The organism is Streptomyces sp. NPDC102462 (assembly GCF_044765425.1).
In the GTDB taxonomy this organism is placed as follows: Bacteria; Actinomycetota; Actinomycetes; order Streptomycetales; family Streptomycetaceae; genus Streptomyces.
On sequence record NZ_JBIWKB010000078.1, the window covers coordinates 12,910 to 37,656 of the forward strand.

Annotated in this window: 23 protein-coding genes and 2 pseudogenes; 12 read left to right on the forward strand and 13 right to left on the reverse strand. The window is 68.7% G+C overall.

The window, feature by feature from the left end; all coding sequences use genetic code 11:
• The first annotated feature begins 51 nt into the window (after window positions 1-51).
• From ACIRFL_RS39010 to ACIRFL_RS39055, 10 genes are all read left to right on the forward strand, one after another.
• Window positions 52-351 carry a DUF6112 family protein gene (locus tag ACIRFL_RS39010; protein ID WP_062723703.1) on the forward strand — a complete coding sequence of 100 codons (300 nt, stop codon included), beginning with the start codon at window positions 52-54 and terminating at the stop codon, window positions 349-351.
• The gene (locus ACIRFL_RS39015) at window positions 351-1,037 is read left to right on the forward strand and encodes a hypothetical protein (RefSeq protein ID WP_404038943.1); all 687 of its coding nucleotides are present in this window, start codon (window positions 351-353) and stop codon (window positions 1,035-1,037) included. The genes ACIRFL_RS39010 and ACIRFL_RS39015 overlap by 1 nt, the downstream gene beginning before the upstream one ends.
• Before the next feature lie 31 nt (window positions 1,038-1,068).
• Window positions 1,069-2,457, forward strand: a complete 1,389-nt coding sequence (locus tag ACIRFL_RS39020; protein WP_404038946.1) for an ATP-binding protein — start codon at window positions 1,069-1,071, stop codon at window positions 2,455-2,457.
• 105 nt (window positions 2,458-2,562) lie between these two features.
• Window positions 2,563-4,032, forward strand: a complete 1,470-nt coding sequence (locus tag ACIRFL_RS39025) for an SCO6880 family protein (RefSeq protein ID WP_404038949.1) — start codon at window positions 2,563-2,565, stop codon at window positions 4,030-4,032.
• 44 nt (window positions 4,033-4,076) lie between these two features.
• Window positions 4,077-4,532: a DUF6238 family protein gene (locus ACIRFL_RS39030; protein WP_404038951.1), complete on the forward strand. Its 456-nt coding sequence runs from the start codon at window positions 4,077-4,079 to the stop codon at window positions 4,530-4,532.
• 20 nt (window positions 4,533-4,552) lie between these two features.
• Window positions 4,553-6,067: an ATP-binding protein gene (locus tag ACIRFL_RS39035; protein WP_404038954.1), complete on the forward strand. Its 1,515-nt coding sequence runs from the start codon at window positions 4,553-4,555 to the stop codon at window positions 6,065-6,067.
• A gap of 83 nt (window positions 6,068-6,150) precedes the next feature.
• Window positions 6,151-6,327, forward strand: coding sequence for a hypothetical protein (locus ACIRFL_RS39040; RefSeq protein ID WP_404038957.1), 177 nt, complete (start codon window positions 6,151-6,153; stop codon window positions 6,325-6,327).
• A complete protein-coding gene (locus ACIRFL_RS39045; RefSeq protein ID WP_404038960.1) occupies window positions 6,320-7,426 on the forward strand; it encodes a hypothetical protein in 1,107 nt (368 codons plus the stop codon). The genes ACIRFL_RS39040 and ACIRFL_RS39045 overlap by 8 nt, the downstream gene beginning before the upstream one ends.
• An 86-nt stretch (window positions 7,427-7,512) precedes the next feature.
• Window positions 7,513-8,229 carry a hypothetical protein gene (locus ACIRFL_RS39050; RefSeq protein WP_404038963.1) on the forward strand — a complete coding sequence of 239 codons (717 nt, stop codon included), beginning with the start codon at window positions 7,513-7,515 and terminating at the stop codon, window positions 8,227-8,229.
• A gap of 29 nt (window positions 8,230-8,258) precedes the next feature.
• Complete coding sequence (locus ACIRFL_RS39055; protein WP_404038966.1) at window positions 8,259-9,077, forward strand: hypothetical protein; 819 nt, start codon at window positions 8,259-8,261, stop codon at window positions 9,075-9,077.
• On the opposite strand, the pseudogene ACIRFL_RS39060 reads toward ACIRFL_RS39055, so the two are convergent.
• Both ACIRFL_RS39060 and ACIRFL_RS39065 read right to left on the reverse strand, forming a co-directional pair.
• Window positions 8,971-9,723: pseudogene (locus tag ACIRFL_RS39060) on the reverse strand (hypothetical protein); the annotation flags it as partial. The gene ACIRFL_RS39055 and the pseudogene ACIRFL_RS39060 sit on opposite strands and share 107 nt — an antisense overlap.
• 3 nt (window positions 9,724-9,726) lie before the next feature.
• Window positions 9,727-10,086 carry a hypothetical protein gene (locus tag ACIRFL_RS39065; RefSeq protein ID WP_404038969.1) on the reverse strand — a complete coding sequence of 120 codons (360 nt, stop codon included), beginning with the start codon at window positions 10,084-10,086 and terminating at the stop codon, window positions 9,727-9,729.
• An 836-nt stretch (window positions 10,087-10,922) separates the two neighbouring features.
• On the opposite strand from ACIRFL_RS39065, the gene ACIRFL_RS39070 reads away from it, so the two are divergent.
• Window positions 10,923-11,825, forward strand: coding sequence for a helix-turn-helix transcriptional regulator (locus ACIRFL_RS39070; protein WP_404038972.1), 903 nt, complete (start codon window positions 10,923-10,925; stop codon window positions 11,823-11,825).
• 12 nt (window positions 11,826-11,837) lie between these two features.
• On the opposite strand, the gene ACIRFL_RS39075 is transcribed toward ACIRFL_RS39070, so the two are convergent.
• The 4 genes from ACIRFL_RS39075 to ACIRFL_RS39090 all read right to left on the reverse strand — a co-directional run bounded on the left by ACIRFL_RS39075 (window position 11,838) and on the right by ACIRFL_RS39090 (window position 15,553).
• A complete protein-coding gene (locus tag ACIRFL_RS39075; RefSeq protein WP_404038975.1) occupies window positions 11,838-12,362 on the reverse strand; it encodes a peptidylprolyl isomerase in 525 nt (174 codons plus the stop codon).
• Window positions 12,363-12,669: 307 nt separating this feature from the next.
• Window positions 12,670-13,869, reverse strand: a complete 1,200-nt coding sequence (locus ACIRFL_RS39080) for an amidohydrolase family protein (RefSeq protein WP_404038978.1) — start codon at window positions 13,867-13,869, stop codon at window positions 12,670-12,672.
• A gap of 28 nt (window positions 13,870-13,897) precedes the next feature.
• On the reverse strand, window positions 13,898-15,013 hold the full coding sequence (locus ACIRFL_RS39085; protein WP_404038981.1) for an MAB_1171c family putative transporter: 1,116 nt from the start codon (window positions 15,011-15,013) through the stop codon (window positions 13,898-13,900).
• 3 nt (window positions 15,014-15,016) lie between these two features.
• Window positions 15,017-15,553: a hypothetical protein gene (locus ACIRFL_RS39090; RefSeq protein ID WP_404038984.1), complete on the reverse strand. Its 537-nt coding sequence runs from the start codon at window positions 15,551-15,553 to the stop codon at window positions 15,017-15,019.
• A gap of 705 nt (window positions 15,554-16,258) precedes the next feature.
• On the opposite strand from ACIRFL_RS39090, the gene ACIRFL_RS39095 reads away from it, so the two are divergent.
• Window positions 16,259-16,699: a pyridoxamine 5'-phosphate oxidase family protein gene (locus ACIRFL_RS39095; protein ID WP_404038987.1), complete on the forward strand. Its 441-nt coding sequence runs from the start codon at window positions 16,259-16,261 to the stop codon at window positions 16,697-16,699.
• A 60-nt stretch (window positions 16,700-16,759) separates the two neighbouring features.
• Here the strand turns inward: ACIRFL_RS39095 and ACIRFL_RS39100 are convergent, their stop codons facing one another.
• The 7 genes and pseudogenes from ACIRFL_RS39100 to ACIRFL_RS39130 all read right to left on the reverse strand — a co-directional run.
• Entirely contained in the window at window positions 16,760-17,233 is a 474-nt protein-coding gene (locus ACIRFL_RS39100; RefSeq protein ID WP_404038989.1) for a hypothetical protein, read from the reverse strand.
• A gap of 309 nt (window positions 17,234-17,542) precedes the next feature.
• Complete coding sequence (gene fxlM / locus ACIRFL_RS39105; RefSeq protein ID WP_404038992.1) at window positions 17,543-19,891, reverse strand: methyltransferase, FxLD system; 2,349 nt, start codon at window positions 19,889-19,891, stop codon at window positions 17,543-17,545.
• Between the two features lie 107 nt (window positions 19,892-19,998).
• Entirely contained in the window at window positions 19,999-21,045 is a 1,047-nt protein-coding gene (locus tag ACIRFL_RS39110; protein WP_404038995.1) for a phosphotransferase enzyme family protein, read from the reverse strand.
• A gap of 5 nt (window positions 21,046-21,050) precedes the next feature.
• Window positions 21,051-21,266, reverse strand: a complete 216-nt coding sequence (locus ACIRFL_RS39115) for a hypothetical protein (protein WP_404038998.1) — start codon at window positions 21,264-21,266, stop codon at window positions 21,051-21,053.
• An 85-nt stretch (window positions 21,267-21,351) separates the two neighbouring features.
• Window positions 21,352-23,246, reverse strand: a pseudogene (locus tag ACIRFL_RS39120) (ATP-binding cassette domain-containing protein).
• A gap of 77 nt (window positions 23,247-23,323) precedes the next feature.
• A complete protein-coding gene (locus tag ACIRFL_RS39125) occupies window positions 23,324-24,214 on the reverse strand; it encodes a phosphotransferase (protein WP_404039001.1) in 891 nt (296 codons plus the stop codon).
• 148 nt (window positions 24,215-24,362) lie between these two features.
• A partial coding sequence (locus ACIRFL_RS39130) for a hypothetical protein (RefSeq protein WP_404039003.1) occupies window positions 24,363-24,747 on the reverse strand: 385 nt, incomplete at its 5' end.

Sequence of the window (24,747 nt, forward strand, 5' to 3'; positions counted from 1 at the left end):
CTCCGGGCCTTCACGCGCCCAAAAATCGCACTGGAGTTTGAATTGAAGCTCATGCAGCACGCCCAGTATCTGGCGTACAACCCCGGCATCACACCGAAGGAGGGCGGACTTCCTGGCCTCAGCGTACTGAAGAACGTCGTCTCCTCAATCAACCTCTTCGGGATCATCGCGGTGGTCGGCGCCCTGGCCATCTCCGCGATGGTCTGGGCCTGGGGCCACCACAGCGGCGGACACCAAGCCGAGGCGAACGGGAAGAAGGGGACGGTCATCGCCGCCGGGTGCGCGCTGCTGCTCGGCGCGGCCAACGGCATCGTCGCGTTCTTCTCGGCCATGGGGACGCAGGTCCACTGATGCCGAAGAAGCGTTCCCTCCATGGCCAGGAGCGCATGTACGGAGCGCCGTCCTCTGTCCTGCGCCGTGTCCTGTTGGGCGGACTCGTGCTCGCCGTGCTGCTAGCCGTCGCCGGTCTCCTCGCGTATCTGGCCGGCGCGGAGAGCCCGGCCTCGACGCGGCCCTCCGCGACGTCGACGTCCACACCACGGTCGGCTTCGCCGGAGGCGACCGACGGCAAGCATGAGGCCGTCGCGTCACCGCCCCGGACCAGCGACCCGATCGCCTTCGCCGAGGCGGCCACCAAGGTCCTGTGGACGTACGACACCCGGTCCTTCTCCCGGGCTGAATACGTGGCCGGGCTCAAGCGGTGGATGACCGGCGAGAAGAAGTACGCCGACTGGGAGTCCGTCTCCGATCAGGTGCCCGGCCCGGTGCTGTGGTCGCGGATGCGCGACAACCGTCAGCACGCGACCGCCACGGTCGGCGAGGGGCACTTCCCGCAGGCGTTCAAGACCGCCCTGGCCCAGGACTCCGGCGCGATCACCGAGGCGTACGTCTACGCCGTCACGGTCACCGGAAAGCAGGCCATCGCCTGGAAGGGCTCCGGGGCCGGAGCCGAGTCCCGCTCCACGACACTCGCCGTCCAGTGCCGCCCCGACAAGGCCTGCACCCTGGTCGGCGTGCTGCCGAGCGTCGCGCCCTGACCGCCCCCAATCCCTGAAAGGAGGTGCCCTCATGGGGGCTTGTGACCTTCCCCTGATGAGCACGGTGTGCGACACCGTCGGCGGCGTCGTCGGTTCTACCGGCGAGGCGATCACCGACGGCATCGGCGCCTGGATCGCCAAGTCGATGGGCGAACTGGCCCAGTCCGCTGCGGATCTCGCCGCGACGGCCGTCGACAAGACCACGGCCGTCGATCTCAACGCCGAATGGTTCCGCGGCAACTACGAGCTGCTACTGCCCATCGGCCTCGTCCTGACCGTCGCCACGTTCTGTCTCCAGCTGATGCGCGCGGCCTGGCGCCGTGACGAACGTGCTCTCGTACAGGCGGTCACCGGGACGGTGGCGGGAGTCCTGTTCGCGTTCGCGGCCATCGCCTGCACCACGGTCGCGCTGACCGTTGTCGACGCGCTCTCCGCCGGGCTGTTCAAGGCGGCGAACACGTCGGTCGACGACTCGATACGGCGCATCATCGAGGTCAACAACCTCGGACCGATGTACGAGTTGGGCTGGGCCATCCCAGCCATGGTCGGCCTCGGGTGCGCGATCGGCGCGTTCCTCTACTGGGCGGTGATGGTCGCCCGCAAAGTCGGCCTCCTGGTCCTGGTGACGCTCGCGGTGTTCGCCGGCGCGGGCGGCGGCTGGGAGGTGGCCCGACGCTGGCGGCGCGGCTGGATCGAGGCGACCAGCACGTTGATCGTCAGCAAGTTGCTCATGACGATTGTGTTCCTGCTGGGTGTCTCGGCCATGGGCAAGAGCAACGCTTCCGACGGGCTCTCCGCTCTGTCGGACGCGATGGCGGGCATCGTCGTGATGGTCCTGGTGATGCTGTGCCCCTACGCGACGTACAAGTTCGTGCACTGGGCCGCCGACGGCGGCGGTCAGGATGACCTGCACCGAACAGGCGTCGCGGGGATGGCGGTGGCCGCTGGTGCGGCGAAGACCGCGGGTCAGCTCGCAATGCAGGTCGGCACCGGTATGCCCGCTCCGCAGGGTCCCGCGAAGGTTCCGGGCCAGGGATCGGGTGGCGTCGCGTCCGGCATCGACCCGACCGGCGGATCGGGCGGCGACAGCAACCCGAAGCAGACCCACTTCCGCTTCGGCGAGGACCAGAACGCCACGGGTGACAAGGGCAGTGCGCTGATCCGGCGGCCTCCGGCGGATGGTGACCGCGGTCAGCCGTTGATCCAGCGTCCTGGCCAGGGGACGGCGGCCGATGCAGCGCCGGCCTCCTCCGGGCCGACGCCTCAGGGCGCCTCCGTCGGGCAGCCGCAGGTCACACATCTGGACCCGCCGGCGCCGAGGCGTGCCGGACAGTCGACGGCGAGTGGGCCCTCTCCACATGGTGGTACCACCCCGCAGCGGTGGGTCTACCCCGCGCCGCCGGGTGGATCGGGCTCGTAGTCCTCGCCCGACGGGGTGGGCGGCGCATGTCGCGTCCGACGCCGCCCACCCCGCCCTCGCCGCCTCGACTCCTCTTTCTCTCCACGTTCCAAGGACGACTTCGCCTTGCTTTCCGACACCTCCCCCTCCGACGGCCCGACCACTGTGAAGTTCCCTCACCGTTCGCGGCGCGGCGTGCTGCTCGGCCTTTCGGCACCTCAGCTGATCGTCGTCAGCATCACCGGGCTGCTGCTGCTCGCGGTGCTGCTCACCGCCGGCGTCACCGGGGCGCTCAAGCTCATACCGCTGTGGACGGTGATCCTGGCGGCGGTGTTCATCCGCCATCATGGGCGGTCGCTTGCCGACTGGGCACCCATCGCCGCGCGGTTCGCGCTGCGCCGCTTCCGGGACCAGCTCATCTGGCTCGCCCGGCCGTCCACCCGGCCACGGCGCGAGGGCCTGCTCCACCTGCCCGGCACCGCGGCTTCGCTGTGCGTCGTCTCCGCCCCTCGCGGCGGTTTCGGCGCCGTGCACGATCCGCACCACGGCACCCTCACCGCCGTCGTGAAGGTCTCCTCCCGTGCCTTCGCCCTGCTCGACCCGGCCGCCCAGACGAACAACGTCGCGGGCTGGGGACGCACGCTGGCGGCCCTGGCACGCACCGGGCACATCGCCCGGGTCCAGGTCCTGGAGCGCACGGTGCCCGACTCCGGCGACGGCCTCAACCGATACTGGCAAGAACACGGCAACGCCCAGACGCGCCTGGCCGGCCCCATCTACGGCGACCTGCTGGCCGCCGCCGGCCCCGCCGCCGCACCGCACGAGGCGTACGTCGCCCTCGCCCTCAACCTCAAAGCCGCCCGCCGACTGATCAACCAGGCCGGAGGCGGACTGACCGGCAGTTTCGCTGTCCTGGGCCAGCTCACCTCCACCTTCGACCAGGCCGCCCGCAACTCCGGCCTCACACCCGGCAACTGGCTGGGCGCCTCCGAGATCGCCGCCGTGATCCGTACCGCGTACGACCCCGCCGCGTCGGCCGCGCTGGACCAGTGGTCCTCCTCTGACCGCGCCCAGGCCGACCCCGCTGCCGCCGGACCCGTCGTCCTGATCGAGAAGGCCGACCGGATCCAGACCGACTCGGCCCACCACGCCACGTTCTGGATCGAGAACTGGCCGCGCATCGAAACCTCGCCAGGCTTCCTGCACCAGCTCCTGTTCACCTCCGGTGTCCGCCGCACGCTGTCGCTGACGTACGAGCCCAAGGAACTGGACTCCGCGCTCAAGGACGTACAGCGCCGCAAGGCCACCGTGATCGCGGACGCCGCCGAGCGGCAGCGCAAGGGGCAGGTCGACTCCGAAGAGGACTCGGTCGAGTACGCCGACATCAAGCAGCGCGAGCGCCAGCTGATCGCCGGGCATGCCGACATCGCCCTCACCGGCCTGCTCACGGTCAGCGCCGATTCCGACGAGCAGCTCAACGCGGCCTGCGCCGCGATCGAGACGGCGGCCGTCGCCGCCCTCGTCGACCTGCGCCTTCTGACCTGGCAGCAGGCCGAGGCCTTTACCAACGCCGCCCTGCCGCTCGCCCGCCCGTAGCACCCGCACCACCGCTTCAGCGCTCTACCGAAGGGCACATCCACATGCCGACCGAGCCCCTGCCCGAACTGGCTCCGGACTTCGTCCCGTTCGCCACCGCCGCGCTCGACTTCCACCAGGCGATCAACATCCCCGTCGCCCCCATCGCCGCCGGCCGCGCCGAACTCGACTCCCTGCACGCCCACGTCGTCGCGCTGTACGGGCTGCTCGACGCCCACACCGCCCGCACCACACCCGTGGCCAGGGCAGAAGGCGACCATCTGCGGGCGTGCCGGATCCGGCTGTGGCAGGCAGCCGAGCACCTCCACGCCGCTTTCCACGCCGCGCCGCACTCCGGCTCCGGCCGCCTTCCGACCCGGGAGGCGTGCCGGGCCCGGCTGCCGGAGGGAGCGCCCGAACTCACCGTGTGCCAGCGCCACCTGGCCACCGCCGCCCGTGTCCGCCGTGACCACACCCCGGCCGATCTGCGCGACCCCTTCACCGGCCTCACCCGACACTGACCATCAGGAGCACCACCCCCATGGCCTCTCGTACCCGCGCCAGCGCCAGCCCGCTGTTCGTCCCGCGCAAGAGCGACCGCCGTACGGCCCGCACCGCCCGTCATCAGTTCGCCGCCGCCCGGGACCAGGCCCGGCACGCCGCGCGCCCCGCAGCCCGCCCGACCGCGCCTGGGCTCGACCCCGAGTTGCGGGCCACCTACCCGGCCGCTGGCCGTCCCGGGCCGGCCTCCGCTCGCGGTGGCCGTCTCAAGCTGCCCGCCCACCGGATGACCACGGCCACCGCGTCGGGGGCCTACCCCTTCCTCGCTGAAGGCGGCCTCGGCGCTCAGGGCATTTACATCGGCCGTGACGTGCACGCGGAGGCGGCCTTCACGTACGACCCGTTCGCCCTGTACGGGGGTCTCGACGGCTTCACCAATCCCAACATCCTGCTGGCCGGGATCATCGGCATGGGCAAGTCCGCCCTGGCCAAGTCCCTCGCGGTGCGCGCCGTGGCCTTCGGCTACCGGATCTACGTGCCGTGCGACCCGAAGGGCGAGTGGACCGTCGTCGCCCAGGAGCTGGGCGGGCAGACCATCGCGCTCGGCCCTGGCCTGCCCGGGCGCCTGAACCCCTTGGACGCGCCCGCCCCGCCGTACGGCGTCAGCAAGGAGGACTGGACGAGCGAGGTCCGCAAGCGGCGCCTACTGCTGCTCGACTCGCTCGCGAAGACGGTCCTGGGGCGCGAGCTGCATCCCATGGAGCACACCGCCCTTGACGTGGCGCTCGACCAGGTCGTCGCCTACGCCGAAGCCAACGGCACCACCCCGCTTCTGGGCGAAGTCGCCTACGTCCTCGGCTCCCCGGATCGACTCGATGCCGCGCTCGGCGACTTGTCCGGCCGCCTCGGGCACGCCGCCGAGGACCTCGCCCACACACTGCGCCGACTCGTGCACGGCGACCTGGCCGGCATGTTCGACGCGCCGAGCACCGTGGCATTCGACCCGAGCGCGCCGATGCTGTCCATCGACCTGTCCCGCCTCGGCGGCGCGGGCGACGACACCGCGCTGGTCCTGGCCATGACCTGCGCCTCCGCCTGGATGGAGTCTGCCCTCGCCGACCCCTCCGGAGGACGTCGCTGGGTGATCTACGACGAGGCATGGCGCGTCATGCGGCACGTCGCGCTGCTGGAGCGGATGCAGAGCCAGTGGAAGCTCTCCCGCGGCCTGGGCATCGCGAACCTGATGGTCATTCACCGCCTCAGCGACCTGCTCGCCGCCGGTGATGCCGGCTCCCGGGGTCGGGCCCTGGCTGAGGGCCTGCTCACCGACTGCTCCACCCGGATCATCTACCGCCAGGAAGCCGACCAACTCGCCTCCGCCGCCTCTTTGTTGGGGCTCACCGGTGTCGAGACCCAGGCGGTCTCCGCTCTCACCAAGGGGCGTGGCCTGTGGAAGGTGGCGGGCCGATCGTTCATTACTCAACATCTTCTGCATCCGCGGGAGCGCGAGTTGTTTGACACGGATGCACGCATGGGCGCAATCGCTCGTCCTTGATCGATCCCACCGTTCGGGGGGGCCGGCGCCACGTCCCGGCCCCCGCGTCTTCCCGCCCGAGCGTTCCTAGGAAGTCCCCCTTCATGTCTCAGCAGTACAAGATCCGCTGCGCAATGCACCGGCTCGTCCAGCGCTATCTCCGCGCCACCGCAGCCGACGCTTCTCACGGCTACATCCCCCTGGCCACAGGCCCGTTCGGCGCCCTCGACGAATCCCGGCGGCTCGGCGCCCGGCAGGAATCGGGCTTCCGGCATGTCTGAACGAATACCGACGCCCGCCGCCGGCTCTCCTGCGTCTCCTTTCACAGAGCACCCGGTCTCCCTCGCTCTTCGCAAGGCCAACGAGCGTGCCGACCTTGCGACATTCGCCCAGGATCTCGCCGCCCAACTGCCCGGTTCCTGGACCGTCGTCGCCCAAGAGCATGCCGCGTACGCCGGTCAGTCCCCGCTCACGGGGCAGCTCTGGGACGACGGTCATGTGCAGTGGGCTCTCGAACAGTTCGTGCTGTCCCGCTACGCCGTGCTCACCACCGACACCGGTTGCGAGCTGGTCGTCGTCGACCGCCCTCGGCGCACACGGGAGTTCCTGGTCGCCGCCTTGCAGCCAAGCGGCAACGACGTCGCGGACCGGGTCAAGGCGCCCGACGGCATCGTCGTCGACGCGGACCCGGCGCGCGCGGCATCGGCGGTGACACACCGGCTGCTTCCCCGCTACGAGCAGGCCGTACGTGCGGCACGCGTTGAACAGGTCGCCGTGGCGGTAGCCGCCAGCGAGCGAGTTCTTGCCGAGTGGGACGCGATCTCCGACAGCCTGTGCGACACCGATCACTGGCCGCTCGATGAGCGCTACGACCTGCGCCAGCAGCAACGGGATGCGGAGATGTGGGCTCTGTTCGCTCCTTTCCTCGACTACGGCCCTGCTCTGGTCGCCCACGCCGAGGAGATGCTCCCGTTCCTGGATCCGCAGGATCGTGCGGAGGGGCGGTGGCAATACCGGCTTCGGGTGCTACGCGAGGCCTTGGAGGGCGGCGCACGCGTGCAAGCCGACTTCGAGTTCGTCACCGGCGCGCTCCTTCCGGGTCACCCTCGCGCCGGGGCCGCGCTCGCGAAGTCTGTCGTCGAGCGCAATGCCGAAGGCTGGCATTACTCCTTGACCTGGATGGAGAGCAGCGGCGTGCTGGTCGAGATGGCCCAAGCCGAGCGCGGCCGGCCGGTCAGGTCACCGCAGTCCGCGCAGGTCCAGGCCGCCCGTGCCCGGTCGCCTCATACGGTCGGCCAGAGCGTCACGACGACAGCGGTGTCCGCCACTACGGTGCCGCCCGGTCTCCTCGCGCACGACCGCGTGCGCCGATCGCGCTAGCGCACATTCCCCGGCCCCGCCAAATCCGTCTTCGGGCCACATCCTCGTCCTCCGCATGGCCCCGACCTCTGCGAGGTGCACCTCACGTGGCGGAAATACCCCCGCACATCACCGTCGCCCACCACGCCCAGTACGGCGTCGTGGCCGCGATGTCACACGACCACCACGTCGCCGATCACATGCTCCGGCGGGTCGGCTTCGAGCGGCTGCCCGACAGCCACCTGTACGCCCTGACCGAGCCGGACCGTGATCTGACGCGGCGCGGACAGCAGGCCGTTCAGTCGTTGCGTGCCGCGCAGTACAGCGTCACCTCCGACGCCGTGTACGACCTCAAGCCCGTCCCCCGGCCCAACCCTGGCCGAGGTCTCTTCGGCGGACAGGCGAACACCCCCGTCCCGGACTTCCTCGGAGCCGGGGAGGCGGTCTCCGCCTACGCCCGCGCGCTCGATGCCGACATCCGGGCCGCCCAGATCGTCGTGCACGACCAGGTGCGCGATCCCGACGGCACGTTGCGCGCCGTCGGCACCGACATCCACACCGGCGAAGGCGTACTGCTACACGGCGAAGGCAATCTGCGCTACGTCGAGACGCGGCTGGACAGCACGGCCCTCGCGTTCGACGCGTTCTCGTACATCCGCGGCAACGGACGTCCCGATCCGACTCCCGCGACCTCGCAGCGCCGGGTCCAAGCCGCCACCGCCATCTCCCCGGCCCGCGCGCGCACTTCGGTGCCGCAGCGGCCCGACGTCACGGTCGCCTTCCGCCCGGCCCAGGCTCCCCGGCAGCCGGCCCACACCCGCTAGGTCATCCGAACCCGAAGGAATCCTTCAGCGTGAAACTGCAACTCGAGCCCGACGTCGCCTTCGGTGTCCATCCTGAGTTCGGTGTGGTCGCCGCCGTATCGGACGATCACCCGTTCCTTGACAAGGTGCTGCGCAAGCACCACTTCCGCCACAACAGCACCCTCGATCTCTACACGCTGGCCGACGACACCCCGCACAACACGGCGGTGCGGGCCGTAGCTCGTGCCAGCCGCGAGTTCCAGGACGCCGGCCTCTCGGTCGCCGCCGATCCGCGCATAATGCTGCCGCCGCCGATCCCGACGCCGGACGGGGTGCACCCACGTCAGGCGCTGCCGGGGCAGTCGCTGACCGCCCTGACCGGGGAACTGCACGAGCTGCGCCGCTCGTCCGATGTCGCCGATGTACTGGACCAGATCCTCGACGAACACCACGGCGTTGTCGGGGACTTGGAGGAGTTCATCGACACGGCAGCTGCCTGGTGCGACCGGCTGGGTACCGCCAACGGCCGCGAGCTGGGCCAGCACCTGCGCACCATCGCCCACCACGTCGCGTTCCTCGGTGATCAGCTCGTCACCGCCCAGCTCGACCTGGCGGTCATGCCGGACGTGACCCCGGAAGGCGCCCCGGCACTGGCCGACGTTCCGCTGCTGCCCCGGTACGAGCTCCCGTCGGTCACGCACACCGCTCGCGCCCGCGCCGCTCTCTCGTCCTCCCCGAACCGCCCGGCTGCACAGCCCACTTCGCCGGACGAATGCCCTCCGCGAGGAGCTTGGCGGTCTCCCGTCCGAGGTGACCGAGCACGCCGCTGGGCGGGCGGTGAGCGCAGGCAGCCGCGTACTCGGCCATGAGCTGCTGGGTCGAGACGGTCTCCGGTGCGGGGGCGCCTGCGCTCCCCGAAGGAGAAGTAGTTCCTAGATCCAAGTTCCTAGGTCCTAGATCCGGACCGTGAGGGCTCATCGAGGGCTCACTGAGTGCTCCGTGAGTGCTCCGTGAAGGCTCACAGAGTGTGCTCTGAGCTGCGGTTTTGTTGTGATGGGCAGGTAGCTCGTCCGGGATGCGTGAACCCTCAGTGAGTCCTCCGTGAGGGATCACGGAGGACTCAGTGCCGTCTACGTGAGTTCGTGATGCGGCCGAGGTGGGCCGTTCGACGTCGTGGTGCGGGCAGGCGGGGAAGCGAACGCCGCTCGGCCGGTTGACCTTCTGATGCTGGCGCCAGGTGACGATGTGCAGGTACCGCTTGCCGTCATCCCCTTCGTAGCGGCAGATCAGGTGCGCGGCGGCGAGTTGGGTGAGGTCGTCCTCGACGTCCACGGGACTGTGTTCCGGGCGCAGCGACCACAGCAGTCCGGTGATCACTGCGGGCTGGTCGCGGAAGCGGCCGTGGTCGTCGGCCTGGGTGAGGAGGCCGAAGAAGGTCCGTTCGGCGGAGAGAGAGACAGCGGCGAGCGACTCGGATGCGAAGGCTTCGGGTTTGATCGTTCGGATCCGGGCCACGGGTCAGCGGCCCCCGTCCGATGGAGCGCAGGCCTCCGCGGTGGGACGCAGGGACCCGGTGGTCAGGTCGAGGTCGTGCGCCTCGTCCCAGTTCGCCTCGGGAAAGGCTCGGATCACCCAGCGGGCGGCAGCAGTTCGCTGGGGCCGGTTGAGAGGTATGGGCTGTCCCCGCTCGTCGTACGCGCGGGTATAGGGACTTGGCCAGGTCTGGCTGGGCTGGTGCTGCGAGACGCGGATGATGCGGGCATCAGGCACCATGTCCGCCAGGACGAGCGCCAGGCGGTGCTGGCGGATACCGTCATGGGGTTCAACGGCCTTGACGGGCTGGGCGGTGATCGCCCTTCCGCTTCGGGACGCGGGCATGCGACAATTCCTCACTCGTAGGTGGGGTGGGACGGCCGTTCTCGTCGAAAAGGCCAGCCGACTCGCCCCGGTTATGAATCCGCACCCTCAGGGGTGGCGGGCTCGGCGCCCGGGAGCCGCTAACTCCTGGGCGCCGTTTCTCATTTCCTGCTGGAAATCGCAGAGTTGGTGCTGGGGTCTCGCTTCGTTCTCCTCCGTTGCGGGGTCGTCGCTCGGCGGTGCCGGCGTCGGGACCAGCAACATATGCAGTAGGCGGTGAACACTCCAGCGGACAGTGGGTGCTGGGGGAATTCGACGCCAACTCGACATATATCGCTGGGTTGGAGAATTCCTACGCTGGACACGGCGGTGCTGGGTATACCGCTCCGGGCCGACTCCTTCACCGTTGGAATGAGCAGGCATCAGGATGCACACGGACTGGCGCAGGATCGGATTCCCGCAGTCCCCGAGATCTTGGTCCGGATGCGGTTTCTGACGTCCGATCGACGAAGCAGGGACATGCAACACTCCTCATACGACAGCCACTCACGAATCCCGTCCCGGTTGGGGAGTTGCCGAGGTGCGTCTCCCGCGCCCTCCGGGCTCGGAACCGCACACGTTCCAACGACCGAGGGGCGGAGCCCTCGGTATCGGTTCCTTCCGGAAGCCCTCCGCGCGCACGATGCCGCGGCCGTACCCCGGTAACCCCATCTCGGCCGGGAGCCTTGGCAGGGTCGAAGACGAAGACCGAGCCGGCGTGCAACGCCACCCGCCCTTCGCTAAGCTGAAGCTATTCCCGACTACAGAAAAAGTCAACGCACTGGATCTACTCCAGCTTGCATAAAAAACGAGGTCAGATGCCTGCTCGTCACTTCGACCGAAGCCGTCTGCGCGCGGTCCGGCGAGCCGCCGAGATCTTCCAGGCCGCCGTGGGCGAGGCCCTGGGGGTCTCCGACTCCGCGGTCGCCAGCTGGGAGAGCGGTGCGCAGACTCCCGATCCAGAGAAGCTGCCCGCTCTGTCCCGCGCTCTCGGCCGGGATCTGGACGATCTGTTCCCGCGGTCCGGACCCCCCGACCTGACCGATCTGCGCTGCGACGCCGGCTACTACCAGTACGAGACGGCCACACTGATCGGCACCCGGAGCGCCGGGCCTGTGGCGGCGGCCGAACGCGGCGAGCGACGCCTCAAGGACAGGTACGTCCCGGCGTTGGCGTCGGCATACGGGGTCAGCGAAGAGGATCTGCGGCGAGCTGAGGCCAGATCGATCGCCAAGGCACAGGGCCTGCATGTCGACGAACTCGAGCTGTCGGGAAAACGGGCGGGCCCGGTTCCCGGCAGCCCTCCCGAGTCGCTGGCCGAAAAGATCACCCTGCTCCTGGACAACTCGTACCCCAGCCCCCCTGGGCCCCCCTCTGACGCGGAAATGACCACCGCGGTGAACGCCCACGCTGGCGCCCAGATCATCACCGAGCAGGAGTTCCGGGACCTCCGAACCGGCGTCATCGAATCCGCGTCACCTGCCGCGTTGGACGCACTGGCGGCGGTCGTAGGTGTCTCGCGGATGTACTTCGAACCGGATGACACCGTGGCCGCCCAGGTCTACGAGGGTCTTCAGCTCCTGGCTGCCGCCAAGAAGGGAGCCGTGGGCCGAGTGAGGGCTCGCGGCCTCGGCGCACAGGGGCTGTCACCGAAGGCCATGGCTCTGGTCAACGAGTTGGTGGCGGAGCTGGAGGAGAAGGAGACGGACGCCGGCGAGTGACGCCGGACGGACTCAGGTCCGGTGTCGGTGGATTTCGATGAACTGGACTACGACATCCGTGATGGGGCGGTCGTTGTGGCCGGTGGGGATCTTCGAGATGGCGTCGACGACCTCCTGCCCTTGGATCACTTCGCCAATGATCGTGTGCCGACCGTTGAGGTCCGGCGCCGGCCTGAGGGTGATGAAGAACTGCGAGCCGACGGTGTCCGGAGCTGTGGTGGTCATGGCCACCATGTACGGCCGTTCGAATGTCACAGCCGGGTCGATTTCGTCCGGGAACTCCCAGCCTGGTCCCCCAGTACCGTCACCTTGCGGATCGCCTCCCTGGATCATGAGACCGGCGGCCACACGGTGGAAGATCGTTCCGCTGTAGAGCGGCCCGAATCCCAGTTCGCCCGTCCGCGGGTCTCTCCACGTCCAAGTCCCCCGGGACAGGCCACTGAAGCTGGCGACCGTCTCCGGCGCGGACTCCGGAAAGAGCCTCACGACGATCTGTCCCAGGGTCGTATGCAACGTGGCGGTCAGTTCTTGCACCATGGACTTCCGTCCCGTCATCCGTGTCCCCGCACATGCAACAGCACAACCGCCCAGGTCAACGCGAGGACACGCCAGTCGTACGCTCGAACCAGGGCCCGCTGGACCGCGTCCGGTACGGCTGTGGCCCCTCGGAGTCGGCGGACAGGGGTCCGCATACCGTCACCGTCCTTCCGCTGCTGTGACCTGACTCCCCAGGGCACCGAGGACCACGACGCCTGTCATCGAGGTCGCGGCGGAGTCCGAGGACGCGAGAGACGACTCCAGGTAGCCCGGCCCGCGCCCTCTGGGTCGTGGGCCGGCGAAGGGGTCACGGCCGATCGGTCACAGAGTCCGGCTTGTGCACCTGTCCTGCGGCGATCACCGCACTGATCTGCTTAAGAGCATCGAGGTCGGCCAGTGGATCTCCGTCGACGACCAGCAGGTCGGCACGGAGGCCAGAGGCGATGCGGCCGGTCGACCTGCCGAGACCGAGGGCGTCGGCCGCGTGGGAGGTAGCCATATCGACGATCCGGGTGTTCGGAATGCCCAGGTGCGCGTAGAACGCGAGGGCGGGTACGAGCGTCCCGTCGAATCCGGTCCGCTGCACTCCGGCGTCGGTTCCGGCGATGAGTCTGACTCCGGCTTCGGCCATCTCCCGGACCTGCCCGAAGAGGACCTTCGCCCGCTCCTCGCCGAAGACACGCGGCACCATCTGCCAGTGGGGGCTGACAGCCGGACAGACCGCGATGCCCTGATCGACGATCTTGTTGAGTACTTCGCGACGCAGACCGAAGCCGTCCTCCGTCATCCAGGAGCAGTGCTCGATGGTGTCCACGCCCGCGTCCACGACCGCCGTGATGCCGTCCGCCCCATGAGCGTGCGCGGCCACCGGTACGCCGGCCTGATGCGCCTCATCCACCAGAGCACGCAACTCGTCCACTGAGAACTGGCTTTGCCAGCTCTTCGGCCCGTCCTTGGTCAGGCCGCCACCGGTCGCCATGACCTTGATCACGCCAGCACCCGCAGCCAGGTTCCGTCGCACCAGGTCACGGACGGCGGTCTCGCCGGAGACCTCGCCGCCCAGGAAATAGCAGTGACCCCCGGGCGTGGTCAACGGGGTGCCCGCGGACACGACCCGAGGACCGGGCGTGCTGCCACGGGCGATCTCGTCGTCCAGACGCAGAGCCAGGTGGTTGCGGTCGCCCAGGTCCCGAACGGTCGTCACGCCACTACGGACGAGTTGATCGGCGCGTCGGCGCATCTCCGACAGAAGGTGTTCGTCGTCCGAAGCGCGGAGGGCGGCCACCGGGTCGCTGCTGCCGTCGAACACCACGTGGACGTGGGCATCGATGAGCCCGGGAACAACCGTCGCGCCGGGAAACGCGAGGTGTGTCTCGTCCGCGCCGGCGCGGGCGGCGAGCTGCGTGCGGGGTCCGACCGCGGTGATCGTGGCGCCCTCGACGAGGATGGCGCCGTCCTCCATGTATGTCCCGGAACCGGTCAGGATCCGGTCGGCCGTGATCAGCATGTCGTCTCGTCTCCTCGTTCTCCCGTGGTCACGCGCTCAGCCGGAGCACTTCCGACACCGCGATCAGCTGACGGACGTCCTCGTCCCGGTCGTCCCCCTTCGGCACCGCCAGGGCGACCGCCTGCCCCGGTGCCGGAACATCGTTCCTGATCATGTCGGCGGCGACGCGCAGACGTTGGGCCAGCTGAGCAGGATCAAGGTCTAGCAGGTTCATGCCTTCCCCCCTGCCCACCACATAGGGGCTGATGTCAACCAGTCCGTCCCGGCATTCCACTATCCGGCGGTGGTACCGGCGGTGGACGCCACGCGCGCGCCACCGATCCCAGAACCCCAACGAAGCGGGACGCAGGTGGTTCTGGGGATAGACCTCGATCAGGAGCTGCCACAAGGGGGCCAGCCGACGGTGATCGCGTCGTCGGCGCAGCCACAGCCGAGTGGCGGTGAGCCTGGCGCGGGCCACCGAGTACGTGACGCCCGCGGCGAAGAGCAGGCTGGACACGACCAGCAGGAGCGACGCGTAGGTGTTGACCCGATACGACACTGAACCACCGCTCCACCGGACGGTGACGAAGACCGCGCGGATCGCGCAGGCCACAGCCATCCCGCCCAGGCCGATCGCGGCCATCCACAAACCCGTGGCGTGCGGCCGGCGCGACATGCGCGCGTAGGCGGCGGACCACCATGCGGCGGCACCGATCGCGTACATCAGGTACAGGCCGGCGATGGTGTAGAAGAGAAAGATCTGGGGGACCGTCATGTCCACGGTGACATACGGCTTGCCGAGTTCATCGTGCGGCACGGTCACGGCGGCCACCGTGATCGCCACCGCGACCAAGGCCATGATGACGCCTTCCCACCGGGCACGACGACGCGCTCCCGGCCCGTCCGCCGAGTACAGGTAGAAGCACATCAGGAAGTAGACCGCCAGCAACAGCAACAGGTTCTGGGCGAGCCGGGCCATGCCGTGCCCGGCGAGGGTGTCGATACCGCTGGCTCCTCCCGGCATGGCCGCTGGGTACGACAGGCCCATGCACAGGAAGGCGAGCGCCACCGACCGCGTGGGAGCGTCGTACGGAGCACGGAACCACAGGTAGAGCCGCCACGCGACAGCGACCGCGATGATCAGCAGAAGGTACTTGACCACGACCTACAACCACCCTCGCCGGTCGCCCAGAGCAGACTGAACCCGACGCACTCGCGGGTCCTCCGACAACGGAGGGAGTGCATCCACCACAGAGGACCACTCCAGGATGATCGTGGCCGCCAGCTCGACCGAGCACTCCTCCGCGTCCTCGTACGAGCAGCGAGCGGCGACCCGCCGGATCAACTTGGGGTCCAGGACGGGCATGAGGGCTGACCACTCCTCGACGAACTCGTCCGGGGACGCCTCGGGGGCCGCACGGCTTTCCTCCCACTCATCGACGAGGATGTGGAGGAGTTCGTGCAGGATGATTTGCCGCTGGTGCAACGGAGTCGTCTCCTCCTGGTAGAAGATCACGTCCGTCTTCGGCATCTCGACCCACAGTCCCGAGGGTCCGGGCTTTTCCAGCGCGAAGGGACGCAGGACCATCGGACGTCCACGCCGCTCACCGAGCGCCCTGGCAAGCTCGTCCATGTCCAGAGGCGGAACGATGCCAAGGCTGCGCAGCTCCTGCCGCAGGCGTCGGTGCAGGCCGCGCTCCACTGTTCGCTTCTCGGCCGTACGCCATCGCCCCAGCCGCCGGCGCCACGCCCGTCCCCTCACGGGAACCGTAGATTCCGGCTCGCCGCGGCGGCTTTCTCCCGGAGACATTGCGCAATCCCTTCGTACCGGCCGAACAGGGCTCGCACTCGAAGCCGCCCGTCAGCCACCACGGGTCAAAGACGTTTCCGTCCCCAGGGCAGCGCTCATGAAGGTGATCGCAGACACCGAGACCAGGACCCTCCGCATGGAGCGGACCAGCCGCAGCGATTGGGCTGCAAGGACCTGCGAGACCCTTCTGGACGCGCTTGATCGCAAGAGCGAACGGAAGGCGATCGGCCGGAGCCTTTCGAGGTGACTCCCGGGAACCTCTCGGACCTTACGTGAGGCTCATAAAAGACCAACAATCGAAAGGCCCTCCTCGCGATCCGAGGAGGGCTGAAAAACGCCTAGGCGAAAGGTGTCAAATCGACCATCCGAAATGTCGATCAAGACCCTGAGCTGCCACTTGCCCTTACGTTCATTTTGGTCGCCCCCGCGCAGCCACTGCACGATTTCGTTATATTTTCGAGATACTTAAAATGGAAGATATATATCTATAAGGGACATCATTGACAATAGCGCGCTCGACCTTTGGGGGGTACATCGGGTGTGGGGGTGGCCACGAGCGTGCAAGTTCACCCAGGTCGCCGCGTAATCCTCCGGGTCATGCCTGCGGATATATTCAGCCAGCTGACCGGATACTCAGAGTTCTGGCGCGAGTACCACTTGTGTACGCTGACCACTCTTCGCCCTGACGGCAGCCCGCATGTAGTACCCGTTGGCGTGACCGTCGATGTCGATGCAGGCGTCGCTCGCGTTATTACTCGCAAATCCAGCAAGAAGATCGCCAACATTCAGGCGTCCCGGCCCGGTGAAGCACACGTGGCTGTCTGCCAGGTCGACGGAGGACGCTGGGCCAGTCTGGAGGGCACGGCCGAGGTCCTCACCGACGCTGCCGCGGTGGAAGACGCCGTCACCCGCTACGCCGACAGATACGGACGGACCCCGGCCCCGGATCCGGAGCGCGTTGTCATCGAGATCACGATTACTCGGGCCATGGGCCTGGCCAGTCGTTCCCAGCCGACACCGTCACGGCGCACTGCCTGAAGCGAAGGTTTCGAGGCACTGCCGAGCGGCGCCGCGCACCGTGCGGGCGAGATGGTCGGCTTATCTGCCTGCGGCGGTGAGACTTGCACGCATAGCTGCTTGGAGGTCCTTGCGGGCTTGGTGGAACCGTTCCAGTCCTTCGAGGTACTCAGGCGACGCCAGGGAGAGTCCTGGGTGGGAGTCGAGCAAGTCGCGCCATTGCCGGAGCAGCCTGTACGCGTGATCGGACTTCTCTCGAACCGCCTGCGGCGCTTGCAGGGCGACTCTGTAGCGCTGCGTCAGTACGGAAGTATCGCGAAAAGCGTCCAACGCCGCCTGGTACCGCGCGGCCGCATCGTTCTCCCTGAGGATGATCACCCGCAGGACCGACGAGCTGTCATTCAAGGCGGCGAGGTATGTGCTGTAGAGATCCCGGAGGGATTCGTGCATGCGGTTCGCTTGCTCACGACGGGATCGTGTGTGGTCGGCGATCAAGGTCGAGCCGATCCCTAAGACGGCACCGACGACTGTGCCTAGCAGCGTCCCCCAGTCCACGCGTGCCACCGTAGTACGACCAGCTCGGCACGGAAACCGGACAAATGCCAGCACTGTTCTCCTCGTTCGCCGACCAACCATGAGGCTCAGAGGAGCCCACTGGGGTACTCATCGGCGTCTCGCCACCGGCAGGAGCCGAACAAACCCGCTAGTCGACCTCCTGCACCAGAGCACGCCCGCGCACGTCGGCGAACGGGGTGTGGACACCTTTCCACACGTGCGCGCGTGACGCTCCATGCGCGGCTGGCGTCATAGCCGAGCCTTCTACTGCGGGGCCCATGACCTCCCTGGCGTTCCTGACCGCCGGCGTCACGAGGCCCTCTCCGCCACGGACTGGCAGCCCGCTGCGTCAGCGGTTAGGGCACCGGACGTTTCCCAGTCGAACACGAGGTCGACGTGGGGCTTCCTGATCACATGCGGGTTGGACTCGACGGGGTGACAGGCGTGGGCGGGGTGGACGGTGAGCATGGGGGTGCTGTCACGGGCCGTGCGGTCCCAGGCCGTGACGAGGTCGGTCATCGTGTCGGCCAGGTCGTCTGCCTGGGGGCCGTAGGCGTGGACGCCGAATTCCCAAAGCCCGTCGCCATCGTCGCTGATCTTGCGGTGCAGCACGTGGGCGAGGGAGTCGTCGCGGACGAGGGTCGCGGCGTCCGAACCCTTGGAAGGTTGGAGTACGCCTGTGTCGAGAGCCTTGTCGACGGCCAGGCGTGCGAACCCGATGTGGAGGTGGGTGGCCAGCCACAGCATGAGCTTGTCGAAGGGCACCTGGCCGGGGATGGTGACGCCGGTCCACCGCTCGGTGCGGGGCATATCGAGAGCGGCTTCGAGGCGACTGGTGTCGGTGGGGGTGCCGTCGGCGAAGCGTACGGTGATCTCGCCGCCGCGCAGCTTGACGGTGTGGTCGGGTCGGTAGCCGGGGCCCTGGAGAGGGACGAACCCGCACACCTCGAAGCGGTCGGCCACCAGCAACTCGTCGCGTTTGGTGAAGGCGACGGACCATGTGTAGCCGTGGATCCGCAGTGGGACGACCAGGCGCCCGGCCTCGGAGAGGCTGCTGATCCAGGCGGGCGGGATGTCGCGGGCTTCGACGGTGACGACGATGGCGTCCACGCTGCCCGGGGCGGCGAGGGTCGCGGGCGGCTGTTCGCCGTCGCCGAGGTGGACGCGGACCTGGTGGTATCCGGTGTCGTCGAGGAAGCGGCGGGCGCGGTCGGTGACGTAGGGGTCGATGTCGATGGTGATCACCGTGCCGTGCGGGCCGACCAGCTCCTGGAGGAGGGCGGCGTTGTAGCCGCCCGAGCCGATCTCCATCACGGTGTCGCCCAGACGGAGGGCAGCATCGCGCAGCATGACCGCCTGCAGCCAGGGAGCTGAGACGCTGCTGGTGGTCTTGCCGTCCGGGGTTTGCTTGGTGACGGGGGCCTTCTTGGCGTCGTAGGCATCGGCCAGTGGGACACCGGGCAGGAAGCGGTGGCGAGGTGCGTGCCGGATGGCGGCCTCGATCATGCTGCCCGCGTCCATGTAGCCGTCTTCGATCAGCCGGTCGGCCATCGTCTGACGCAACGCAGCGACTTCTTGTGCCTGTTGGGCGGACTCGGGAATGGTTGCAGGGATGATCGGGTAGCGGTGGACGGGCGGCAGTCCGGTCAGCAGGCCAGGCCACACGGTGTCGATGACATGCGCGCTCGGGGTGAACAGCGGTTGGTCGAGGTGGGGCAGGTCCGTGATCTCGTGCCATTCCCAGCGGCTGGTCAAGTGGGGTTCGGTGACGGCCGGTTCACCTGTGTAGGCGGTGATTCGGACCGCGGCCGTCATCCGCGGGATGCCGTGTGTGGAGTCCATGAGCAGGGCCAGCAACCGGGCACTCGCCGGGTCGGCGGTGAGGCCAGTTTCCTCGCGCAGCTCCCGTACGGCGGTGACGAGGAAGTCCTCGTCGGCTTCGTTCTTCCCGCCGGGCAACTCCCACACCCCGCGCCGCCTCGACCAGCCGAGCAGAATCCGCCCCACGGGGTCGGTGACGACAACGCCCGCGCCTGTCAGGGCGTGCCCGGAGGGCTTGTTCTTCCCGGCGCAGATGACATGGCCAGGGGCTGGACCGCGTAGGACGATGAACGCGAGTCCGTCGGCATCGTGGCGTTCGGCGAAACGCCACCCCTCGCACAGCAGGCCGAGTTCGTCCTCGTCGAGGGCGATGTCGCGCCGCTCGTCGGGCACGTTCGTTGTGACGGAGGTGATGACGACGAGGGTGCCGCCGGGACGCAGTTGTTCGCGCAGCCGGTTCATCACGCGGGTGCGGTCACGGACGAAAGCCCAGACGAGGCGGATGGTGATCAGGTCGTACGCGGGGTGGGGCAGGCCTTCGGTGCCGTCGCGTTCGATGTCGTGTACCAGGTAGGTGACCGTCGAGGCCGTGGGGGTGTGGTCTTGGGCGCGGCTGAGGGCGGCGGGGGCGTAGTCGACGGCGTCGACCGTGTAGCCGGTTTCGGCGAGATGGCGGGCGAGTTCACCCAGCCCGCAGCCGATGTCCAGAGCGTGACCCTGGTCGGGGGCCGGGGCGTGCGTGGCCAGCAGCCGGCGTTCGGCGTCGCCGAGTTGCCGGAAGGTCTTGCCGTTTGCGTAGTGGGAGTCCCACTCGTCGGGCGTGGTGAAGGCCGCCACTGGAATGCTCCTTGCCTGAGATCGGGTCAGTTGAAGGGGTCCGCGCGGAGCGCGTGCAGTGCGCATTCGACGGTTCCAATACGCCGGTCACAGCGGCTCTCGGATGGTCACGGCGCGCCTCCGCCGGCCCCGACGTCGGTCAGCGCCTCTTCAAGGTCCTCAAGGTCCGTGAGCAGACGGCGGATGGTGATCTGACGTTCGCGCCAATGCCGCTGCAGGTCCGACTCCGCCGGCCCAGGCAGGTCGTACTCGGCGGTGGTCGCGCCGTAGAGGCTGAAGAGCATGTACAGCAACGCGATCCGGGCGCAGGATCGGATCTCACGTACGGGGAGACCACGGTGCTCCGATTGGTAGGCCCTGGCCATGGCGAGTGCGCAAGCCGTCCAGTCGGTGCTCGTGGCGACGGTACGCGGATCGAACGCGGCCCGCCCGAGTTCCCAGGCCGGCATGGCGGTCGCGCAGCGGAAGTCGATGACACCGGTGACGGAGTCGGCGAGGGTGATGAGGTTGGTGCGGCTGAGGTCCGCATGCAGGGCCTGCTCCACCAGTGTCTCGGGCAGGCGTTCCCTTAGCAGACGGACCTGGCCGCGCAGGTCGTCGCGACGCTGTTCGATGTCAGCGCCCAGTTGGTCGAGATCGTGGTGACCCTGCCGCGCGGCTCTGACCATGACGGTGTCGCACCGCGTCATCGCGTCGTCGACGGACTCGGTCCGCCAGCGGGCGTGCTGCGACCGCCCCGGCAACGGATAGGCGGCGAGCACACGATGCATCCGCCCCATGACGACACCGATGTGCTCGGCGAGCGGGACCGTCATCGCCGACGTGTTCACGGCGCCGGGAACTTCGTCGACCACGGCCCACGTGCTGCCTCTGGCGATGGTCACCAGGTTGTCGTCCATGTCAGGCCACACCCTTGGGACCGGGAGCTTCGCTGCCCGGCAGTATTCCGACATGTCCCACGCGTCGCGGGCCGCATCCAGGTTGGCCATCGAAGAGTACTGCTTGACGAACAGGCGCAGCCCGTCGTCCGTCAGGACCCGTCGGTTGACCGTGTCCGTGCCCATGTGAACGGGTTCGATGATCTCGGCCACCGCTCCGTACCGGGTGGCCAGCACTTCGGCGGTCAGCGTCTCCCTCCAGTCTGCTTCGTCCATACGGATCACCGGTCTCCGTATGTGGAAGGACGGCGGGCCGTGAGGACGGAGAAGGCGATCGCCTCGCCGAGAGTCTCGCCCGGGACTGGATGACCACCGGGCAGCGACCACCGCCCGGCGTTGCGGATCAGCTTGTTCGCACACCGCAGGCGCAGTACATAGTGGTCATCCGGGTGGACCGGACGTGCGACCACAGTGATGCGCCGGGGTGGCTCGGCCATGAGGGTCCTCCATACATACAGGCACGGGGTGCAGAGGGAACGGGACGCCGCGCCCGGCGGGAGCAGGCGCGGCACCCCACTGTGATCAGCGGCTTGAGGACAGAGCCAGGAGTTCCGCGAACAGGCCGTTACCGCCGGACAGTTCGTCGTAGGTGCCCCGTTCGGCGATCCGGCCGTCCTTCATGACCAGGATCCGGTCGGCAATCTTCGTATTGACCAGCTGGTGGGTCACCAGGACCGTGATGCAGTCGCTGGTGCGGGCCTTGATCTGCTGGAGGATGGTGTACTCGCCACGGGCATCCATCTCCGAGGTCGGCTCGTCCAGGACCAGGAGCCCCGCCCGGCGGTACAGCGCCCGGGCGCAGGCCAGGCGCTGCCACTGACCGCCGGACAGTTCGCTGCCGCCCCACAGCTCACGGGCAAGCAGCGTGTCCAGACCGGCCGGGAGTCCCGAACGGCTTGAGTGAGTCCGACCGCCTCCAGCGCTTCCCACACGAGACGGTCGTTTTCCTCGTGGGGCTGGCCGAGGGTGACGTTGTCCCGCACGGACAGCGGCCACTGCGCGAAATTCTGCGGCACCAGCCCGGACACCTTCCACAGACGGTCGGGGTCGAGGGCGGCCACGCTCTCGCCGTTCCAACAGACCGTGCCCTTGTCGGCCAGGAAGATTCCGGCGAGCAGCCTCACCAGGGTCGACTTCCCCGAGCCGTTCTCCCCCACCAGGGCGAGGACCTCTCCCCTGCGCACCGTCAGCGACACGCCGTCCACCGCCGCCTTCTCCTTGCCCGGATAGCGGTAGACGGCCTCCGTGACGCAGATGTCCTCCAGCGGTCCGTCAACGGCCAACGCACCTCGTTTCGGGGCATGTTGGGCGGCATAGTCGAGGAAGGAGTCCGAGTCCGCGAGGTAGAGCGAGGTGTGGAACATCGCCGCGCCGTAGATGACCAGCTGGGACAGGGCGCCGAGCGTGGTCTGCACGGCGACGACCGCGGTCCCGGCGATCGCCAGCTCGATCCTCCCGGTGGACACGAGCCAGGCCAGCACGGCCCAGGTGGCCACGAGGAAGGTTCCGCTGATCGCCGAGCTCGTCAGGTTGATCTTCAGCATCCTGGGCGCGGCCGCGAGGGTGCGCGCGTCGATCCGCTCGGAGATGGCCCGGTACCAGAAGGTGAGGTAGCCGGTCATCGTGTTGGCGCGGATCTCGTCGGTGAACTTGGCCGAGGTGGCCCAGCCGCGCAGGTTGGTGCGCACGTTGCGGTCGCCGACGTTGGCGTAGTGGGTTTCGTAGGTGACCCGGGCGTGCAGGACCGCGCCGGCGCCGGCGGGGACGACCGCGAGCAGGAGCAGGGGCAGCAGCACCGGGTGCAGCACGGTCAGCACCCCGCTCGCGGTGACCAGGCGGATGACGGCGGCGGTGAGCCGGTTGGCGTCCTGGATCATGACGTGGCTGCGTACCACCCCCATCTCCGCGGCTTCCTGCCGGTCGGCGCAGCCGTCCTCAGCACGGGCGGCGGCCTCGATCCCGCACACCGCCGCCACCAGGGCGCTGTCCGCCTCCGTCGTCAGCCGGGGCGTGATCCGTCCGTCCGCGTACGAGGACAGCGCACTCGCCGTCCGCCCGGTCATCGCGGCTAGCGCGATCACCACCAGGGCGGGCAACGCGTGGTGGAGCCGGTCGGCGACCACCCCGGTGCCGAAGACGGCACGCATCGCGTGCGCAGTCGCCGTCAGCTGGACAGCGGAGCTGACACCGATGGCCAGCTGGCAGCCGGCCAGCAGCAGCACGGCGACGCGGTCGATCACCCACGCCATCTGCGCGGTCCGCGCCAGCACCGACGGCAGGCGCCGGACCAGCTGCGTGAATCCCGCCTCTTCCAGCGGGTTCTTGCTGTACATGCCGCCATAGCGCAGCTGGGCGGGCGGCGGGGGCGGCACCCGCCCGGCGCCCACCGCACCGCTCGCCTGCCCCGGCCGGAACATGACGCTCACTGGCTCCCTCCGCGCGCGGTCCGGCCAACGGCTCTGATCTGCTGCGAAGCCCGGTGGTAGTACGGGCATCACGCGCTCACCTCGTCCTTCACCCGATTGAGCACGGCCCCGCAGGCGTCCGCAGCCTCCTTGTCGCCGAGGGCGCGTGCTTCGACCAGCGAGCGTGCGGCGGTGAGGGCCATCAGGCAGCGCAGGGCAACCTCCTCGTCGTGGCCGAGGGCGCGGCCGTAGCCAGTGAAGAACGCCGTACGCAGGCGCGGCTGGGTCATCCAGGGCCCGCAGGCGAGGTGGACGAAGTCCAGGATCACAGGGGCGAACCGTGCCGACTCGAAGTCATGCAGGGCCAGTTGCATCTCGGCGGACCAGATAAGACTTGAGCCGAGGGCGCCCCCGTGAATGAAGCCGAGCGGCAGTCGGCCGACGAAGCGCAGCCGGTCGGCGAGGCCCATGACCAGCTTCTGTTCGTCCGACGACAGGCGGTCGCTGACCGCATCGAGGTGACGGGCCGCGTCGTCGGCCAGGCGGGACAGCACCGTCGGCGCGTCGTGGTGCGCGGTACCGGTGTGCCTTCCGGCCTGGTGCAGCTGGGCGAGGAGCAGGCCGGCCCGCCAGTGGACCGTCCTGAGCGTGGCCTCCTTCAGCCGCAGCTGGGCAAGGGGTGTGCCGGGCAGGGCCGTCACGATCAGAGCCAGGTGCGCGGCGGAGGTGGCCAGCAGGCGTGGGGCCGCACCGGGGCCGAGGGCGGGCACAGCGTGTCGGTGGGCCAAGGTCTCTTGGGTGAAGGCACCAGGGTTCTGGGCGATCTTGATGCGGAGAAGGGCGCCGTCACTCGTGCGTACGACGTCCCACGCACCTGCGAGCGACGGACCGGCCGTGGCGTGGCGCAGCACGGCGATTGGCCCGAGGGTCCGTTCCGCCCAGGCCATGACGGGTGCCGAGGGTGATTGGTGTCCCGTCATGCCCCCCACCTCGGTGTCAGGTGTCGCGTATCCAGGGCGTCCGCCGGAGTGCTGCCGGCCGCAATCACCCTGTGGCTCCGGAGGACTGCCCGGGCGGCCTCGGGGTGCGCGGTGACCGGATGAACGAGGAGAGGCACAGGGACGGGATTCATGATTCCTCCGGTGGTTGGCCGAGCGACGACACGGTGGAGTGACGGCGGCATGCCGGGGCACGACCGTCCCGGGTGCCGCCAACAACGCGACATCCGAACCGCGTTGGGGATGACTGATGATGACCGGGACAACGACCCGACGGCCCGACTCGAACACGCGTGTTTGAGTCGGATCCCCAGCCGTGTGAATTCGGGGGTCTCGCCTCGCCGACCGCCATCCAGCCCTGCAGCTCGTTCACGAGCGGCTGGATCGCGCGGATGAAGGTGCCCAGTGTCGTGCGGGTCAGCAGTTCGAGGTCGGCGAGCTGGCCGCCTTTTGTGTTGGTCGCGAAGCAGGTCAGCCGCAGCCCGTCGAGGTCGGTGAACCGCAACTGGGCGCCG

Excerpts from the sequence above, each read along its gene's own strand:
- ACIRFL_RS39040 (WP_404038957.1), top strand. The coding sequence starts at position 6,151 with ATGTCTCAGCAGTACAAGATCCGCTGCGCAATGCACCGGCTCGTCCAG.
- ACIRFL_RS39075 (WP_404038975.1), bottom strand. The coding sequence starts at position 12,362 with ATGGTGCAAGAACTGACCGCCACGTTGCATACGACCCTGGGACAGATC.
- ACIRFL_RS39015 (WP_404038943.1), top strand. The coding sequence starts at position 351 with ATGCCGAAGAAGCGTTCCCTCCATGGCCAGGAGCGCATGTACGGAGCG.
- ACIRFL_RS39035 (WP_404038954.1), top strand. The coding sequence starts at position 4,553 with ATGGCCTCTCGTACCCGCGCCAGCGCCAGCCCGCTGTTCGTCCCGCGC.
- ACIRFL_RS39095 (WP_404038987.1), top strand. The coding sequence starts at position 16,259 with ATGCCTGCGGATATATTCAGCCAGCTGACCGGATACTCAGAGTTCTGG.
- ACIRFL_RS39115 (WP_404038998.1), bottom strand. The coding sequence starts at position 21,266 with ATGGCCGAGCCACCCCGGCGCATCACTGTGGTCGCACGTCCGGTCCAC.
- ACIRFL_RS39125 (WP_404039001.1), bottom strand. The coding sequence starts at position 24,214 with ATGACGGGACACCAATCACCCTCGGCACCCGTCATGGCCTGGGCGGAA.
- ACIRFL_RS39010 (WP_062723703.1), top strand. The coding sequence starts at position 52 with ATGCAGCACGCCCAGTATCTGGCGTACAACCCCGGCATCACACCGAAG.
- ACIRFL_RS39070 (WP_404038972.1), top strand. The coding sequence starts at position 10,923 with ATGCCTGCTCGTCACTTCGACCGAAGCCGTCTGCGCGCGGTCCGGCGA.
- ACIRFL_RS39065 (WP_404038969.1), bottom strand. The coding sequence starts at position 10,086 with ATGCCCGCGTCCCGAAGCGGAAGGGCGATCACCGCCCAGCCCGTCAAG.
- ACIRFL_RS39110 (WP_404038995.1), bottom strand. The coding sequence starts at position 21,045 with ATGGACGAAGCAGACTGGAGGGAGACGCTGACCGCCGAAGTGCTGGCC.
- ACIRFL_RS39020 (WP_404038946.1), top strand. The coding sequence starts at position 1,069 with ATGGGGGCTTGTGACCTTCCCCTGATGAGCACGGTGTGCGACACCGTC.
- ACIRFL_RS39030 (WP_404038951.1), top strand. The coding sequence starts at position 4,077 with ATGCCGACCGAGCCCCTGCCCGAACTGGCTCCGGACTTCGTCCCGTTC.
- ACIRFL_RS39080 (WP_404038978.1), bottom strand. The coding sequence starts at position 13,869 with ATGCTGATCACGGCCGACCGGATCCTGACCGGTTCCGGGACATACATG.
- ACIRFL_RS39045 (WP_404038960.1), top strand. The coding sequence starts at position 6,320 with ATGTCTGAACGAATACCGACGCCCGCCGCCGGCTCTCCTGCGTCTCCT.